Genomic DNA, 17,697 nt, shown 5'->3' with positions numbered 1-17,697 from the left:
GAGCTGACCGGCGCGTGCCGGTCGGTTCCTGGCTGCCGCTCTTCGTGAAGAAATGTCTTCACAGTGGCATTCGGGCGTTCACGTCGGAAGTCGACGGGATTTTCGGATATCAGAACACTACTGGCAGGTAGGCGCTAGCGTCGTTCTTGCCGGTCTCCCCGCGCAGTCCTCCGTGTCATCTCCCATGCGATTGGGTGGGCTTCGCTGCTGCGGGTGTGGTTCTTCCTTCTCTGGGGCGAGTGTGCGTATTTCTTCTGTTCGTGTGCAGAATTTCCGGAGGCTGCGTTCGGTCAGGGTGGACCTTGACACCGACGCGACGGTCTTCGTGGGGGCGAACAACAGTGGCAAGACGTCCATGACCCACGTCTTCCGCTTCTTCTTCGGTCGCAGGAAGAGCGACCTCACCTTCTACGACTTCAACTCGGGCTGTTGGGGTTCCTTCCAGGAGGTGACGGAGCTCGACGACGAGGCTGTGGGCGAACTGCCGAGGATTCGGCTCGACCTGTTGCTGGAGGTGGAGAAGGAGGATTGGTATCGCGTCGTCGAGCTGATGAGCCTCCACGACCTGGATCGGGACATCGGTCGTGTGGCACTGCGATTGGAGTTCGCGCCGCGTCCGGAACTGGTACCGAGGTTCGCGGAGAGCCGCGCGAAGGCGAGGCGGGCGAAGCAGGACCTTGCACCCGGGGAAAAGGGGGGCTACGAGCCCTGGCCGGAGGACCTGCGCGAGTACCTGGATCGGGAGTTGGGTTCGTCCTATGCGTTCCGGTATCACGTGATCGATCCGGCTTCCTTCGACCGGGAGGGGGCCGAGTGCGCGGAATCGGATGTCATCGGGTGCGTATGCGACTCACCGGCCGCCGCGCAGGAGTTCGTCGACGGCCTCATCCACGTCGACATGGTCGACGCGCAGCGCTTCCTGTCCGACGACCAGAACGCCAAGGGCCGCGACCTGTCCCGGCACGTGCGCAGGATGCTCGACCACTCCCGGTCGAACGAGGTCGACCACGCCGCACACCAGGCGGTCAAGTTCTCCGAAGCTCGGGTGCAGTCCTATCTCGCCGACAAGTTCGCACCCACCTTCGAGCGACTGCACGGGGTCGCGGGGCCTGGCGTGCGCAATCCCCGGCTGAGCGTCCGTAGCCGACAGAGCGACCAGACGCTCCTCGCCGAAAGCGCATGGGTCTACTACCAGTTCACGGCGGGCGAGCACGACGAAACCCGGCAGCTTCCCGAGCGGCACAACGGATTGGGCTACAAGAACTTCCTCTTCATGCTGTTGGAGATCCACGAGATGCACCGCAGGTGGGTCTCAAGCACCGGGCGACGGCCGCTGGTCCACCTGGTGGTCATCGAGGAACCCGAGGCGCACATGCATCCCCAGCTCCAGCAGGCGTTCCTCAGGATCGTGCGCGAATTCGTCGAGGAGGAGGGCGAGACCGGATTCCACACGCAGCTCATGGTGACCACGCACTCCCCACACATCATCCACGACACGACCTTCGACCCGATCCGGTACTTCCGCCGGGCCAACATCGACGGTGTGCCGATCTGCGAGGTCAGGGACCTGTCCCGGCTGCAGTCCGACGACACCCGATTCCTTCGCAGGTTCCTCACCCTGACCAACTGCCACCTGTTCTTCGCCGACGCGGTCATCCTCGTGGAGGGCGACGCCGAACGCGTCCTGCTTCCCCTGATGGTCGCCAACCATCCCAGCGGCCTACACCATGTCGCCAGTTCGCACATCCCCCTCCTGGAGGTCGGCGGGTCCCACGCTCACCGCTTCAAACCGCTTGTGGAGTTCCTGGGGTTGCCCGCCCTGGTGATCACCGATCTGGACAGTGTCACCGATAACGCCTGCACGGACGGTCGCACCCGTAAGAAGGCGTGCCGGGCCGAGGCCGACGGAGCCGTGACAGCGAATCCCACGCTCGCCGGCTGGCTGCCGGGCGTGGCGGACATCGATGCTCTCCTGGAGCTGCCTGAGACTGACAAGAAAGTCGAGCACCGCGAGGGCATGGTCCTCTCACGTGCGCGTGTCGCCTACCAGACCAGGCAGAAGTTCGTGTGGGAGGGGCGAACGCACATCGCGGCCGGGCGGACCTTCGAGGAGGCCATGATCCTGGAGAACCTCCCATGGATTCGCACGCACGGCCAGGAGATCGGATTCCGTCCCCCGGAGGGGGAGCCCGTTGAGGAACTGCTGGAGAAGGTTCACGGCTTCGTCCGCAAGCCCCCGGCGGGAAAGACCAATCTCGCCCTGCACTTCTTCGAGCTGTACGCGGACGAACGGTGGAAGAACCCGCAGTACATCAACGACGGGCTGTCCTGGCTGAACGACGAGCTCGACGGGGAGGTGGAGCTGTGAGCACGGCGCTCGGGCACGATGGCGTCGACGCGGACGAGCAGATCCGCGCGATCCTCCAGGACCCGGTCAAGCGGGGCTTCGTGGTGATCGCCGGGGCCGGCTCGGGCAAGACGACCTCCCTCGTCAGGGCGCTGCGCCACATCGGCCGACAGGAGGGAGCCGCGCTCCTCGGGCAGCGGCGCCAGGTCGCCTGCATCACCTACACCAACGCGGCGGTCGAGGAGATCACACGCAGGGTCGACGCCGACCCGCTCTTCCACGTTTCCACGATCCACAGCTTCCTGTGGCGGTTGGCGCAACCGTTCCAGGGGATGATCCGGACCTGGGTGCGGGAGGACATCACCCGTGTCATCGACGAGCGTGGTGCCGACGATGCGGCCAAGTACGTCGAGGAACTGAAGCGGGTGGACGACCCCTCGCTGCGTTTCACCTACCAGGCGGCGAGGAATTACGGCACGGGCGCCCTGGGCCACCACGAGGTCCTGCGCATGGTCCCGGAGATGATCATGCGCCACGAACGCCTGGCCACGATCGTCGCCCAATCATTCCCCTACGTCCTGGTGGACGAGAGCCAGGACACCGATTCCCGCGTCGTCGAGGCTCTGCGGAGCGTCGAGAACAGAGAACGGGGAAGGTTCTGCGTCGGGTTCTTCGGCGATCCCATGCAGCGGATCTACCTGCAGGGGACCGGACTCGTCACGGGTGACGGCACCTGGGCGGTGATCCGCAAGCGACAGAACTGGCGCTGTCCGGAGCAGGTCCTCAACGTCATCAACCGCATCCGGAGCCAGTCGCCTCATGACGGGGACCTGCAGCAGGTACTGGGTGGGGATGAGGTGCGTCAGAGCCACCCGGGGTACGCGGATCTGTTCGTGCTGCCCTACCAACGGGAGGACGACACCCAACTGGATCAGGTGCGCGACCGCCTCGCCGTGCGACAGGGAGACGTGTGGTGGAGCCGGGGGAGGGAGGGGGAGCACCTCAAGATCCTCGTTCTGGAGCACCGCTTGGCCGCTCTTCGGCTGGGTTTCGGGGACCTGGACCGTGCGTTCCGTCAGGCGAAAGGAAAGTCCGGAGGAAGGCTCAAGGACGATTACACGGAGGGCGCGCACTGGAGCCTGACACCCGTACTGGACCGGCTCATCCCCCTGGTCGAGGCGGTTGAGGCAGGCCACGGCGTCAACGCACTGGCCATGCTCAGGGGGTTCTCCCCCCGACTTCGCGACTTCACCGAAGGTGAGGCTCCGGTGCAGGTTCTGTCGGAGCTGAAGGCGGACACGGACACGCTGGTCGAACTCCTCGCCCGCACAAGTGAGAAGCCCGTCGCCGAGGTGCTGTGCCACGCCGTCCGGTCAGGCATCATCCGGCGGGACCGTCGGATGAAACCCCATCTCCCCGACAACGGTGGCTTCTCCCTGCCCGAACGGGCCCTGGAGGAGGAGGGGCCCGAACCCGAGGAGGAGACCGCGCACCTGCCGGAGGAGAGCAAACGGGAGAGGCAGAAGAGTCTGGCGAACGTGATGCGCTCGTACCTGGCCTGTCCGGCGGGCCAGCTCCGCGCCTACCACGACTACCTCAGGGGCCGTTCGCCCTACGGAACCCAGCACGGGGTCAAAGGAGCCGAGTTCGAGCGGGTCCTGGTGCTGCTGGAGGACGACCGCAGCAACTGGAACAAGTACTCCTATGAGAAGCTCCTCGGGCTGAGGGAGTCGAGCAAGTCCGACCGCCAGAACCTGGAACAGGACAAGGAAGACACCCAGGAACGCACACGCAAGCTCTTCTACGTCGCCTGTTCTCGTGCGACCCGGTCCCTGGCCGTGGTGCTGTTCACCAAGGATCCGGACACCGCGCTCCGACGGCTCCGCGAGTCCGACGGCCCCTTCCCAGCGGGTAGCATCCACGGGATCGAGGACCTGGTGACACATCAGGTGTGACGCCCGGGCTCCCGTCGACGGCGGGAGCCCGGGCCACATCCCGTGGCGTGTCCCGGACGCACGTGCGGTGGTCTACGGTCCAGCGGTCCTGGGCGGGGAGCCGGTCAGTCGGCGCGGTATAGCTTGCGCCCTCAAGCGCTCCCCGGCGTCGCGGCGGTCAGGCCAACGTCAGCCGGTGCTTCCGGTCGGCGATGCCCAGCCGCGTGCACATGCCCTCGAAGTGTTTGGGATCGGTGTCGCGGATCAGGGTGAACACCCCCTTCAGGACGTGCGTCGCGGCGGCGTCCAGGATCGGTTTGCCGACGGCGTCAGGGGTCCGGTGCGAGTTGCTGTGCAGGAATCGGGTCAGTTCCCCGGCGAGGTCGCGCTTTCCCGGGAGCAGCTCTTCGACGGCCTCGGTCAGGTTTCCGCCCTTCTCCGGTACCCGGAACTGGAGGAAGTGTTCCAGCATCTTGCGCGCGTCGTTGGGAACCGAGGTCGCCAGGCGTAGGTCGGCGTCCAACGACGTGCCGTCGATCGCGTCCAGCAGGTTGTGCGTCACGCTGTGGAAGAGCAGGAGGTACTCGGTCTCCAGGATGACCGAGTCCCTGCCGCGCTTGGCGTCCAGCGGAACGAGCACCGGTGCGCGATCCGCGCCCTCCCCGACCGACTTCATCATGTGCAGCGTCGTGGGGCTGTCCTTGCGCTTGAGGTCCCTGCTCCAGTGGCGCAGGAAGACGGTGTTGTGCGTGAGGACGAAGAGCTGTCGGCACAATCCTGCGTCCGGGTCCAGTTTGGCGATCAGCATCGAGTAGACGCCGAACATCAGGTGGTCGTCCAGGCTGGAGACCGGGTCGTCGACGATGACGATGGTCTTCTCCAGGCTCCGGCCCCCGCCCGCCAGGCTGGTGAGGAAGTAGATCAGGGCGATCGCGGTCCGTTCGCCCTCGCTGAGGTGGCGGGCGGGGCGGTCGTGGCGCAGCACCCGGTAGCGGCCGTCGTCGTGGACGAATCGCAGGTCCGATCGCCGCAGCAGGGAGGAGATGTCCCTGTTGAGTTCGGTGAGGAAGTACTCGGGATCGTGTCCGAGCCGGGGGATCTCGCGCAGCACCTCCTGGCACTCGTCCAGCGTGCGCTCCTGCTCCCGAATCCGCCGCGTCAGCTCCGATGCCTCGCGGTCGTGGTCCCGGATCGGGGTCGCGACGTCGTGCAGCATGCGTTCGAACTCGCGGTCGGCGGCCCGCGCGCGTTCGTCGGCCAGTGAGTCCGTGCGGGCGTTGTGGTCGTCGATCATCCGGCCCAGCCCGGCGGTGTCGACCGCCACCGGCGCGATGTCCGAGGGCAGCTCGAGCAGGGCGAACATCTCGCCCCTCTTGCGCTCCAGGACCTCCACGACGCGGTCCAGCCCGTTCTGGAAGGCCGTGACCGCGCTCTCGACCTTCTTGTACGTCTCGTCGTAGTCCTCGCGCATGTCCTCGAAGAACTGTGTGCGGTGCGGGAGCGCGGAGAAGAAGCGTTCGGCCTGGGAGCGCAGGAGGCGCGTCTGTGCGACGGCGTCGTCGAGTTCGGCCAGGAGGCGGGTGTAGCCCTCGTCGAAGTGGCGTGCCAACCGTGCCCTGCGGCCGTCGGTGATCTGCCCCTCGCAGAACAGACAGGTGTCGCGGTCGGCGTGCAGCCTGCCGCCCTCGCGCACCCACGCCTCGTGTTCGGGACGACCGACCAGTGCGTCCAGGGCCTCGGAGGCCACGGTGCGGGCCAGTAGGGCCACGACCCGTCCCTCCAGTGCGCCGAGCGCGAGGCCGCGGGCGTTGACCGGGGGAATCGGTTCGGGGGCGGACCCGGCGATGAGGCTCCGGTCACGGTCGCGCGCGGCGTCGAGCTCCTTCTGAGGAGTGAGCGGAGCCTGCAGGGCCCGCTTCACGTGGTTCCTGTTGAAGCCCCGGTTGAAGCGGCCGCTCACGGGCCCGAGTTCGCGGTGGGCCCTGCTCCCCAGTTCGGTGCACAGACGGTCCCGCTTGCGCTCGACCGACGTGCGCTTCTTGCGCAGGTCCCTCAGTTCGGCGCTGGCCCGTTCGCGCTCGGCCTGCGCGGTGTCCCTGCGCTCCTGCTGTTCGATGGTGGGCCGCCCCAGGTAGAGCAGCGCATCGGCGTCGGCGCCGCCCTCTGCCTCGAGGGCGTCGAAGCGAAGGTTGCGCCGCACGTACTCGGAGCCGAAGAGGCGGACGTCGTCCCAGATCCAGTGCCCAGGACCCTCGACCGTCTCCGTGGAGTCCGGGGAGTCACCGGTCCGGACTCTGACCTTCATACCGTGGGACCACGTGGGATCGTCCGGGACGCCGCTGATCAGTTCGGCGAAGGTGCTCTTCCCGGTGCCGTTGGGGGCGTAGATCAGGTTGAGCTTCTCGAAGTCGACGGCGTTGTCGTGCTGCCTCCATCCCTGGAAGCAGCGGAAGTCCTTGACACGGGTGACGCGCTTGATCAACGGGGGTCCTCGAAACCGCGTGAAGAGTGGGAACAGGAGAATCCAGGATGACAGGGCGGCACTCGTGATGTGGGGCATTCTTCCCAGTTCACGCGATCTTCGTTCGACTCCGTGGATACCGGAGGGCGATATCGACGGACGCGACCTTGAAAACAGTGCATTGCGCGATAAACCACGCCAGAGCGAAAAGAAAGCATCAAGCATTCGAAAGAGGACATGCGGAGCGAGGTAGGTCCACACGCCGGGGGCGAGCTGGAGAGGGCACGGAAGGGTTGACGAGCCCCGCGGGGCATGGCCATCGGGTCTCGCCGCCGGTCGCGGGGACCGGCCGAGCGGCTCGGTCCGCTCCTCGAGCGGTCGCACCGCCCGGAACACTCCCCACGGCCCGCCGCCACCGCGGGAACCCCGACGGGACAGGGGATTGCGGATGGCCGGAAGGGGACATCGGCTTTACCCCCACCACCCCTCTGCGTAGGCTCACCCGGGGCGCGGACGCCCCCATGAACTCGGGAACACGCGACCCCTCGGAGACGACGTGCGGCGACGCCAACGACTCGCACTGATGCTGCAACTGCTCCTGGTGCTGGCCGCGGGCCTGCTGGGGGTGGTCACCAACTTCGCCACCGACGGCCGCGCGACACCCCTGCCCCTGCGGGTGATGGAACAGGCCGCCGTCCCGGGCCTGGTCCTCATCCTGGTGGTCCTGCTCGTCGGCCACTTCGCCGTCTACCGTCTGGAGCACCCGCCGCCTCCCGAGTTCGCCTGGCAACCGGGGCGCTCTCCCTACCCGGGTCTCGCCTCCTTCCAGGAGGACGAGGCCGCCGTCTTCTTCGGCCGGGCCGCCCAGACCACCGAGGCCATGCGCCGCCTCCACGGCGTCGGCGCCGAACCCCACGAACGCTTCCTGGCCGTCATCGGCGCCTCCGGCAGCGGCAAGTCCTCCCTTGTCCAGGCCGGGATCCTCCCCCGGCTGCGAGGGCAGCGCTGGAACGTCCTGCCCGTCATGGTGCCCGGAGCCGATCCCGTCGGCGCCCTGGCCCGGGCCCTGGCCTCCGACCAGGCGCAGGCCGACGCCTACGCGCGCCGCATCCGCCGTGACAGCGGTGAACTCCTCACCCTGCTGCGGGGGATCCGCCGCGAGACCGGAGGACCCCGGCGGACCGTCCTGGTCGTCGACCAACTGGAGGAACTGGTCACCCTCAGCGGCGACCGTGACCGGGACCTCTTCCTCACCGCGCTGCACGACGCCCTGCACGGCGACCGTCACCTGAGGGTGGTGGCCACCCTGCGCGTGGAGTTCCTCGGCGACCTGCTGGGCGGCCAGACCGCCGAACTGTTCACCAACCCCCTCGCTCTCGGCGCGCTGAGCCGCCAGGACCTCGTCGAGATCATCGAACGCCCCGCCGAGGCAGCCGGTTTCCGCTTCGAGGACGGTCTGGTCGAGCGCATCGCCCTCGACACCGGAAGCGGCGACGCCCTCCCGCTGCTGGCCTACCTCCTCCAAGAGCTCTACATCCGCGCCGGCGCTCGCGGGATCGCCACCGAGGCCGACTACCGGGCCCTCGGCGGCGTGGAGGGAGCGCTCGCACGCCACGCCGACCAGGTCACCGCCGAGCTGCGCACCGAGGCCGACCTCGACCGCGTCCTCCGGGTCCTGCTGCGCTTCGTCACCGTCACCAGCGGCGACGCCACCCGCCGTCGGGTGCCCCTGGCCGAACTCGACCCACGCGACCGCCACATCGTCGACGCCTTCGTCGACGCCCGCCTTCTGGTCAGCGACGTCCACGACGGCGGCCCCGTCGCGCAGGTCGCCCACGAGGCGCTCTTCCGTCAGTGGGCGCCGCTGCGCCAACAGGTGGAGGCGCACACCGAACGCCTGCGCCAGCGCGCCGAACTGGAGCGCTGGGCGGGCGACTGGGAGAGTTCGGGCCGCCACGCCGACTACCTGCTCACCGGAGCCCGACTGACCACCGCGGAACGCTGGTTGGACGCCCTGCGCGAGAACGACCAGGACACCCCCGCGCTCACCGCCTTCGTCGACGCCTCGCGCCGTCGCGACCACGGGTTCCTGCGCCGAGTGTCGCTCTCGATCGCCGAGTACGTCCTGGCCGGGGTCGAGGAGCATCCCGAACTGGCAGTCCTGCTCACCCTGGCCGCCCTGGAGGAGTGCGAGCCCGTCCCCGTCGTCCGCGGCGCCCTGCTGTCCGCGCTCGCCCACAGCCACTGCTCGGCGGTCCTCACCGGTCACACCGACACCGTGCGCAACCTCGCCTGGTCACCCGACGGAGCCCGGATCGCCACCGCCTCCCGGGACGGTACCGCCCGCCTGTGGGACGCCCACGGAGGTCTGGTCCGGGAGCTGCGCGGCCACATGGGCATGGTGGAGATGGTGTCCTGGTCCCCCGACTCGCGGCGGCTGGCCACCGCCTCCCGGGACCACACGGTGCGGGTGTGGGACGCCGACTCCGGGGAGACCCTCCTGCGCCTCACCGACGCCACCGACGTGGTGCGCGGCGTCTCCTGGAGCCCCGACGGGCGCTACGTCGCCGCGGCCTCACGCGACCGCGTCGTCCGGATCTGGGAGGCCGACACCGGCCGTCTGAGCACCCGGTTGACCGGGCACGACGATAACGTCCTGGGCATCCGCTGGTCGCCCGACGGCACCCGCCTGGCCACCGCCTCCCACGACCGGACCGTCATCGTCTGGGACGTCGGCGACGCACGCGAGGCTGTCAGGCTCACGGGCCACCGCGACTTCGTCGAGGGGGTGTCCTGGCATCCCGACGGGACCCGGATCGCCACGGCCTCGGGCGACCACACCGTCCGGGTGTGGGACGCGGCCACGGGCGAGCAGAGCCTCCTGCTGAGAGGCCACCGCGACCGCGTGTGGAACGTGGAGTGGTCACCTGACGGCCGCCTGCTGGCCACGGCCTCGGCCGACCGCACCGCCCGGGTCTTCGCCGCCGCCGACGCCGAGGAGCGGGTCGTCCTGCGCGGCCACACCGACTCCGTCTGGGGCGTGGACTGGTCACCCGACGGCACTCGCCTGGCCACGGGGTCGGAGGACGGCACCGCGCGACTGTGGGAGATGGAGCCCCGCACCGTGGAGCACACGGTCCACGGCGCGCAGGGCGCGGCGGTCAACGCCGTGGCGGCCCGAGACGGCACCGTCGCCGCGGCGGGTGAGGACGGAACCGTCCGCGTGTGGGAGGAGGGTGGTCAGGAACCCGTGTGCCTGCGCGGCCACACCGGTGCGGTGCGCGACGCCGCCCTGTCCCCGGACGGCACTGCGCTCGTCTCGGGCGGCACCGACCGGTGCGCCCTGCTGTGGAGCCTGGAGCCGGGGCGGGCCCCGATGGAACTGGGCCATGAGGGCGCCATCGTGGAGTCGGTGTCCTGGTCGCCCGACGGAGAGCGCGTCGCCACCGGCGCCCAGGACCGGAGCATCCGTGTGTGGGACGCACGCGACGGCTCCCTGCTGACCGCGTTGCGCGGCCACCAGGACTGGGTGGTGGGCCTGGCCTGGTCGCCCGACGGGCGGATGATCGCCTCCTGCTCCGACGACCGCACCGCCCGCGTGTGGGACCTGACCACCGGTCGCGAGCACGTCGTGCTCACCGGACACGAGAACTGGGTGGACTCCGTCGCCTGGTCCCCGGACGGGACGCGCCTGGCCACCTCCTCGGCCGACTGGACGGTTCGGGTGTGGAACCTGGCCTCGGGGCAGACCGAACGGGTCCTCACCGGACACGACGGTCGGGTGCCCGCGGTGGCCTGGTCGCCCGATGGCGCCCGTCTGGTCACCGCGTCCCACGACCGCACCGTCCGTGTGTGGGACGCCCAGGGCGAGGGTGAACCGCTGACGGTCGGTGTCCACCGCGACCGTGTCCTCAGCGTCGTGTGGAGTGGCGGGTCCCGAATGGTCGCCTCGGGGTCCGCGGACGGCACCGTGCGGGTGTGGGACACGGACATGCCTTTGGCGGAGTTGACGCGTGTGGCGCGCCGGCGCACCTTCCGGGCGCTGACCCGGGAGGAGCGTCGCGCGCACCTGCTCGCGGTCGGTGAGGACGAGGGCCGGGGTCAGTAGACCCGGGTGACCTCGCGGACGTCGGTGGAGACCAGGTAGTCCTTCGGATCCAGGTCCATGGCCTCGCGTTCGGGGGAGTCCCAGTACCGGCGGTTGCGCTCGGTGAACGTCTCGGGGCCGTCGTAGGAGATCTCCCAGATGAAGTGGCGGCGTTCTCGGTCGATCCAGGCACCGCCGAGGGAGAAGCCGAACTTCAGCCGCAGGGGGACGATCTCCTCCTTCCAGCGCTGGACCCACTCGTCGAGCAGGCCCTCGCGGACGGTGTAGGTGCGTACCTGGGTGGTGGCGGGCACGGTTCTGCCTTTCCGGGGTGGTCGGTGCGGGAGCGGTCGTCCTCAGTGTTCAGGTCACGGACGTGAGGGCGGGTGGGAACGCGAAGAGTATGGCGGATGAGGTGCCTGGGTTGGTGGCTGGTCTGTCCAGGTATCCGGCCACCCTGCCGCAGGGGTGTGGGCATGACGACGGCCGGGGCGGGGGAGCCCCGGCTGTTCGTGTGCCCGGTGGTCGTCTAGGACCGGGCTGCGGAGAGGAAGGCGTCCCACTCGACGCTGGGGAAGGGCAGGTGGTCGTGGGAGGGGTTCTTCGAGTCTCGGACGGCAGCACCGCAGGGGAGGTCAGCGACCTCGACACAGTCTTGATCCTGCCCGCTGTAGCTGCTCTTTCGGAAGCCCGTGGGGATGTGCGCGACTTCCACACAATCCTGGTCGTGGCCGCTGTAGCTGCTCTTTCGGAACTTCAAGTAAGTCAATGGTCACTCTCTCAGTGAGTCCGCAGCCTCCTGGATCAGAGCGGCGGACTGCTTCGTGCTCAGTGCGGACCCTTGCAGGTCGCCGTAGTTCACGTTATAGCGCTCAACTTCGTCTTCTTGCTCGAAGAAGACAGATCCGGCAATAGTCCCAACGTAGACGATGGAACTATCACGAGGATCTGGAAAGTCCAGGATCGTGAACGGGGCCGTGAGGCCAGCGTGTGAGCCTGCTCGGAACGGGATGACCTGGACATCGATGTGCGGCATCTCAGCCATGTGCAGCAGGTGCATGAGCTGTGCGTACATGACATCAGGACCGCCAATGAGACGGCGCAGGGCAGCCTCATCGAGTATCGCTCGGAAGTGAGCAGGCCGTACGCGTGTCAAGATCTCCCTGCGCGCCATCCGGAACGCGACCCGTCGTTCGATCGCGGGGAGAGAGGTGTAACGCCCGCCCTCGAACAGCGCGTGAGCGTACTCGGGTGTCTGCAGTAGGCCTGGGACGCACAGAGCCGCGAAGGTTCGGACCGTTGAGGCTTCCGCTTCGAAGTCGGGCAGCGCACGGTCATCGTCGAAGAGCCCTTTGTACTTGGACCACCAACCGCGCTGCTTGGCATCTCGCGCGAGCGCGTGCATGGCTTCGCGTACCTGGGAGTCGTGGACCTTGTAGAGATCCAGCAGTTTGTCCAGGGCTGCCGCTGGGACGGTCTTGGACTCGGCCTGCTCCATCTTCCCGAGGTTGGACCTCCCCAACCCGGCCTGTTTTGCGGCTTCAGTGAGGGTCAGGCCGGACTCGACGCGAAGGCGTCGAAGCTCTGAGGAGAGTCGACGTCGCCGGATGCTTGGGCTATATGGCGTTGGCATGGGGTGAGCCTAGCTGAGATTTTTTGTGGAAACCACTTTTTCTCGTTGACAGTAGTGGATGCGCAAGTGATGATGGTGTGCGTAGTCAGTGATCGGCGTCTCACTGAGCGTCAACCTCGTTCGTGCTGGTCAGGCTACGCAGTGCCCCTTCCCGGTGTTCGGGAAACGCGAAGGTTGATCCTGCGGGCACACCGAACCCCCGTCCGCTCCACGCACGCAAGGAGTCTGTTCGTCATGCCCGCAACTGCCCCCATGCCCGTGCTGCCGGAGATCACCGTCTCCCTCAGCGAGCTCGTCCCGCCCCGCTGCCGCCACTACTTCAACCACCGGTCTGGTCGCCCCCACTACCGCACCCGCCGCTACGACTTCGGCTCCTCGCCCCAGTACATGCCTCTGGTCCGCGCCTTCCTCAACGCCTGCGCCGCCGAGCGGGACGAGGACTACCGCTATGTGTTCACCCTGCTCGGGTCGGAGTTGGCGAACAACGCGCTGAACCACTCGAAGTCGGGGGAGCGGTTCGGGTTCTACACCCTGCGGTGTGTCCGTCGCCGTGACGGCCTCCACCTCACCTGCCGCGACCAGGGGGCCAGGCGCGCCCCCACTCGTGGGAAGACGGACGACCACCACCTGACCGCTGACCCTGACGGGCTCAGCTTCGACGCCGAATCCGGACGCGGACTGGCGCTCGTCGACGCCCTGGCCACCGACTGGGGAGACAACGGCGTCACCAGTCACCGGCAGGTGTGGTTCTTCCTCGCCTACGACCTCACCGGTAGCCGCTGGAAGGACGTGCCGTAGGAGGGCTTGCGCTCCTCGGCAGGTCAGTCAGCGCCACCGAACTCAGTGTCGCCTAACTGACACGGGCCCAGGAGAGCGTTGCAGCGCTCGTCCCGGGCCCACCAATCCCAGATTCCAAACCGGCCAAGGTAAGAAAGCAGGATCGATGACGCATCCTATCCCCGCGCCCCGACCTCCCAGCGACCAGCTCTGCCGTCCCGTCCCCCGCCCCCAGCCGTTGCTGGGACCCTTCTGTCCCTCCTGCGTTCACCGGTCCTGCCGTGAACGCCGTGCCGAGCGCCTTCCCCGGCTCGGCGGTCACCGGGCCGAGTTCGCCCGCGAACACCTACGCGCGGCCTCCGTTCAGGCGCGCTATCCCCACCTGGTCGTGTGGTTCGGCGAGTCCACGCAGTCCTACTGGGTAGCCAGGCCGGACGGACTCACCGAGGCTCCGAACCTCGGAGCCCTCCTGCTCCTGGTCGGACCCGTGCAGGTCGGGGCCTGAGCGGATGTCACACCGGGTGGTGGCCATGTTCGAATGTGACCGCCACCCGGTGCCTTTCGCCGCGGATCGGCGCGCGGACCGGCGGTCGGGGTTGAGGAATCGAGGTGCGAGCAGCACTCTCCAGGCGGGACAATGAAGGGACCCTGTCCCTCTCGTCGTGTTTGGAGCCCTCGTGGTCGATCATGCGCAGCTACTGAAGGACTTGCAGAAGCAGGTGCGTCTGCTGGAGACGGACCTTCGGGAGCGCGGCGAGGATCCCACCGCGATCAAGGGCACCGGTCCGAACGGGCAACCGGAGACCTTCGACGCCTACCTGAAGCGCGAGTACCAGCGAGCCCGAGACGCCGAGCGGACCGAGACCACCGAGGGTGAGTGGCGTGAAGGGCAGATCACCCAGGCTGCGGTGGCATGGGTGCTATCCACGGTGTTCCTCCGCTTCTGCGAGGACAACGGGCTCTTGGAGCAGCCCTTCATCACGGGGCCGAAGGACGAACGCGACCGGTACAGCGTCGCCCAGGAGTTGAAGGAAGCCTGGGTCCTCCAAGGCCGGAGCGAGAACCCGGATGCTCCCGAGCGCACCGACCGGGACTGGTTGGAGCACGCTTTCGAGCAGATGAGCGTGTCCTCGGTGATGGCCGGGCTGTTCGACAAGAAGCACAACCCGATGTGGTCGATCACGCCATCTCACCAGGCGGCGAGGGCGCTCATAGAGTTCTGGCGTGAGGTGGGGGAGGACGGCCACCTCGTCCACGACTTCACTGATCCCGAGTGGAACACCCGCTTCCTCGGTGACCTGTACCAGGACCTGTCCGAAGCGACGCGGAAGACCTACGCGCTCCTCCAGACACCGGAGTTCGTTGAGGAGTTCATCCTCGACTACACGCTGGAACCCGCGATCGAGGAGTTCGGACTCGACGGCAACCGGATCTACCAGGAAGACAACAAGGGCTTCCGTCTGATCGACCCGACCTGTGGGTCAGGGCACTTCCTGCTGGGTGCCTTTCACCGCTTGCTCAACAAGTGGCGCGAGGCCGAACCTGGTACGTCTGACTGGGAGCTGATCAATCGCAGCCTGCGCAGCGTTCATGGGGTCGACAAGAACCCGTACGCGGTGGCGATCGCGCGGTTCCGTCTCCTCATCGCCGCGATGAAGGAAGGTGGCATCACCACCCTGAGCGCGAGTAACCCCGAGTGGCCCATCGTTGTGGCCACAGGTGACTCCCTGATTCACGGTCGTGGTGCGCCTCAACGTCAGGAAGATCTGTTTAGCGAGAGCACTGTTCACCGCTATTCGACCGAGGACGTGGCGGAGTACGGTCAGGAGTTCGGTCTCCTGAGTGCGGTGAGTTACCACGTTGTAGTGGGAAACCCGCCCTACATCACGGTTAAAGACAAGCAGGAGAACCAGAACTACCGAGGTCGTTATTCTACGTGTTCTGGTACCTATGCGCTCTCTGTGCCGTTTGCAGAGCGTTTCTTCAATTTGGCCAAACGCGCGGGTGGTGACAAGATCGGCGCTGGCTTTGTCGGTCAGATCACTGCGAACTCTTTCATGAAGCGCGAGTTTGGGAAGAAGCTGATTGAGGAATTCTTTCGCAACAGGGTACGCTTGACTCAGGTGATTGACACATCCGGAGCTTATATTCCGGGTCATGGGACGCCAACGGTGATTCTTATTGGTCGAAACATGATGCCTCCGCATTCGGGAACGGTGCGTGCCGTTCTTGGGATCCGTGGTGAACCCGAGCAGCCTGAGATTCCTGCTGATGGCCTTGTGTGGTCGGCGATTGAGGAGCAGCTTAGGATTACTGGGGAATCTGAGTCCGACTGGGTGAGTGTCGGAGACCTTCCTTGGGATGCATTCAAGGATTACCCGTGGAATCTCACTGGAGGTGGGGCTGGGGGTCTCATGGAATCTATAGAGTCGAGTCCAGGGCTCCTTGCAGATCACCTCGATGCGATTGGTCGGACCACCCATACCGGGTTGGACGACGCGTTCTATGGTCCGGCTTCAGGGATGAACACCAGAGGACTTTCTCCTTATAGTGTCCCGGTTGTTTTGGGGGATGGCGTTCGAGACTATCTGATCTCGCATCCGATTGCAACGATGTTTCCCTACGATGAAAACGGATTTCCTCGCGATGCCTCTTTTGGTGAAGAGAAATTTTATTGGCGGAATCGTGGGGTGTTGTGCAGGCGGATCGACTTTGGGGAGACCCCTGAGGGTCGGGGGCTTCGCTGGTGGGATCACAGCATGTTCTTTCCGAAGAGGTATAGGTCCCGCCTTTCGATTCCCTTTGCTTTCGTGGCTACGCATAACCACTTTGTGCTTGACCGGGGTGGGAAGGTCTTCAATCGTTCGGCCCCGGTGATCAAGCTGCCGGAGGGAGCTACGGAGGATCAGCACCTAGAGTTGCTGGGGGTGCTGAACTCATCGGCGGCGTGCTTCTGGCTCAAGCAAGTGTCCCATGACAAGGGATCGCAAGGTGTAAATGAGGGATTTAAGTCTCAAGAGTGGGAGAGGTTCTACGAGTTCACCGGGACCAAGCTCAAGGACTTCCCGCTTCCCCAGAAGCTTCCCCTGGTCCGCTCCAAGGAGCTTGACGCTCTCGCGCAGAAGCTCTCCTCTCTCGAACCTTCCGCAGTCGTGGAGTCGGCCACCCCGACCGCAGAACTCCTCAAGGAATCCCACGCCGAGTACGTCGCCACCCGTCAGCGGATGATCGCTCTCCAGGAGGAACTCGACTGGGACGTCTACCACCGCTACGACCTCATCTCCGACGCCCAACTCGCCGAGCTGACGATCCCCGACACCGCCGACGTCCCCAAGATCAACCTGGGGGAGCGGGCCTTCGAGATCGTGCTCGCGCGCAAGATGGCCGCGGGCGAAGCCTCCACCGAGTGGTTCAACCGGCACGGCTCCACGCCCATCACCGAAATCCCCTCGCACTGGCCTGACGCCTACAAGCAGGTCGTCGCCAAGCGGATCGAACTCATCGAGTCCGACAAGAACATCAACCTCCTCGAACGCCCCGAGTACAAGCGCCGCTGGCAGTCCGAGCCCTGGGAGAAGAAGCAGAAGGCCGCCCTCAAGTCCTGGCTGCTCGACAAGTGCGAGGACCGCCGCCTCTGGTTCACCACCGACGACTACGGCGACGAGCGCACCCGCCCGCTCTCCGTCCGGGCCCTGGCCAACCGGGTCCGCGACCTGTTCCCCGAGGCCGCCGAGGTCGCCGCGCTCTACGACTCCGACAAGGACTTCGGACAGGTCATCGAGGAGATCACCAGGACCGAGCACGTGCCCTACCTCGCGGCCCTGCGCTACAAGGAATCCGGCATGCGCAAGCGCGCCGACTGGGAACACGTGTGGGACCTCCAGCGCCAGGAGGACAAGCTCAACGCCGACCTCGCCGAGGGTGAGGAGGAGAAGCGCCTCGACATCCCCGTCCCGCCCAAGTACAAGTCCTCGGACTTCCGACGGAACGAGTACTGGTCCAACCGGGGCAAGCTCGACGTCCCCAAGGAGCGGTTCATCTCCTACCCGGGTGCCGAGACCGACACCGATCCCACCCTCCTGCTCGGCTGGGCCGGGTGGGACCACGCCCAGCAGGCCGACGCCCTGGCCACCCTCGCCCACGAACGCCGCGACGAACTCGGCTGGGGCAACGACGAGGACACCCGCGACAGGATGGTGCCCCTCATGGCCGGACTCCTCGAACTGCTGCCCTGGGTCGAGCAGTGGCACACCGAGACCGACGAGTACGGCGACACCCCCGCCGACCACGTCCGGGAGGACCTGACCGACCTGCGCAACACCACCGGCATCACCGACTCGGAGATGACCGGCTGGCGGCCCCCGGCCCCCACCCGGGGTCGGCGCAGGAAGTCCTGACCTCCACTACCTCACCCCGGGCCGGACAACCGCTCCGGCCCGGGGCCGCATCCGGCCACAC

10 protein-coding genes are annotated in these 17,697 nt (G+C 66.9%); 6 read left to right on the top strand and 4 right to left on the bottom strand.

The features are described 5' to 3' along the window. The first annotated feature begins 52 nt into the window (after window positions 1-52). Window positions 53-2,368, top strand: a complete 2,316-nt coding sequence (locus tag DVR05_RS22015; RefSeq protein ID WP_116247812.1) for an AAA family ATPase — start codon at window positions 53-55, stop codon at window positions 2,366-2,368. Beyond that, window positions 2,365-4,302 carry a UvrD-helicase domain-containing protein gene (locus DVR05_RS22010; protein WP_198659291.1) on the top strand — a complete coding sequence of 646 codons (1,938 nt, stop codon included), beginning with the start codon at window positions 2,365-2,367 and terminating at the stop codon, window positions 4,300-4,302. The genes DVR05_RS22015 and DVR05_RS22010 overlap by 4 nt, the downstream gene beginning before the upstream one ends. A gap of 157 nt (window positions 4,303-4,459) precedes the next feature. Here DVR05_RS22010 and DVR05_RS22005 read toward each other — a convergent pair whose 3' ends face one another. Then, on the bottom strand, window positions 4,460-6,763 hold the full coding sequence (locus DVR05_RS22005; RefSeq protein ID WP_157982507.1) for an AAA family ATPase: 2,304 nt from the start codon (window positions 6,761-6,763) through the stop codon (window positions 4,460-4,462). A 562-nt stretch (window positions 6,764-7,325) separates the two neighbouring features. Between DVR05_RS22005 and DVR05_RS22000 the strand changes: the two genes are divergently transcribed. Next, window positions 7,326-10,850, top strand: a complete 3,525-nt coding sequence (locus DVR05_RS22000; RefSeq protein WP_116247809.1) for a WD40 repeat domain-containing protein — start codon at window positions 7,326-7,328, stop codon at window positions 10,848-10,850. On the opposite strand, the gene DVR05_RS21995 is transcribed toward DVR05_RS22000, so the two are convergent. From DVR05_RS21995 to DVR05_RS21985, 3 genes are all read right to left on the bottom strand, one after another. Further along, on the bottom strand, window positions 10,844-11,143 hold the full coding sequence (locus tag DVR05_RS21995; protein WP_116247808.1) for an NIPSNAP family protein: 300 nt from the start codon (window positions 11,141-11,143) through the stop codon (window positions 10,844-10,846). The genes DVR05_RS22000 and DVR05_RS21995 overlap by 7 nt on opposite strands. A 215-nt stretch (window positions 11,144-11,358) precedes the next feature. Further along, a complete protein-coding gene (locus tag DVR05_RS21990) occupies window positions 11,359-11,598 on the bottom strand; it encodes a DUF397 domain-containing protein (RefSeq protein ID WP_116247807.1) in 240 nt (79 codons plus the stop codon). 3 nt (window positions 11,599-11,601) lie between these two features. Next, window positions 11,602-12,462, bottom strand: a complete 861-nt coding sequence (locus DVR05_RS21985) for a helix-turn-helix transcriptional regulator (RefSeq protein ID WP_116247806.1) — start codon at window positions 12,460-12,462, stop codon at window positions 11,602-11,604. A gap of 234 nt (window positions 12,463-12,696) precedes the next feature. On the opposite strand from DVR05_RS21985, the gene DVR05_RS21980 reads away from it, so the two are divergent. The 3 genes from DVR05_RS21980 to pglX all read left to right on the top strand — a co-directional run bounded on the left by DVR05_RS21980 (window position 12,697) and on the right by pglX (window position 17,636). After that, window positions 12,697-13,260 carry an ATP-binding protein gene (locus DVR05_RS21980; RefSeq protein ID WP_116247805.1) on the top strand — a complete coding sequence of 188 codons (564 nt, stop codon included), beginning with the start codon at window positions 12,697-12,699 and terminating at the stop codon, window positions 13,258-13,260. Between the two features lie 145 nt (window positions 13,261-13,405). Further along, window positions 13,406-13,744, top strand: coding sequence for a hypothetical protein (locus DVR05_RS21975; protein WP_116247804.1), 339 nt, complete (start codon window positions 13,406-13,408; stop codon window positions 13,742-13,744). Between the two features lie 172 nt (window positions 13,745-13,916). Beyond that, window positions 13,917-17,636 carry a BREX-2 system adenine-specific DNA-methyltransferase PglX gene (gene pglX / locus DVR05_RS21970; protein ID WP_232832260.1) on the top strand — a complete coding sequence of 1,240 codons (3,720 nt, stop codon included), beginning with the start codon at window positions 13,917-13,919 and terminating at the stop codon, window positions 17,634-17,636. Window positions 17,637-17,697 lie beyond the last annotated feature (61 nt).

The sequence above is a fragment of the Nocardiopsis sp. FIRDI 009 genome, from assembly GCF_003386285.1.
Classification (GTDB): Bacteria; Actinomycetota; Actinomycetes; order Streptosporangiales; family Streptosporangiaceae; genus Nocardiopsis.
This window is presented reverse-complemented; position numbering and strand designations above follow the sequence as displayed.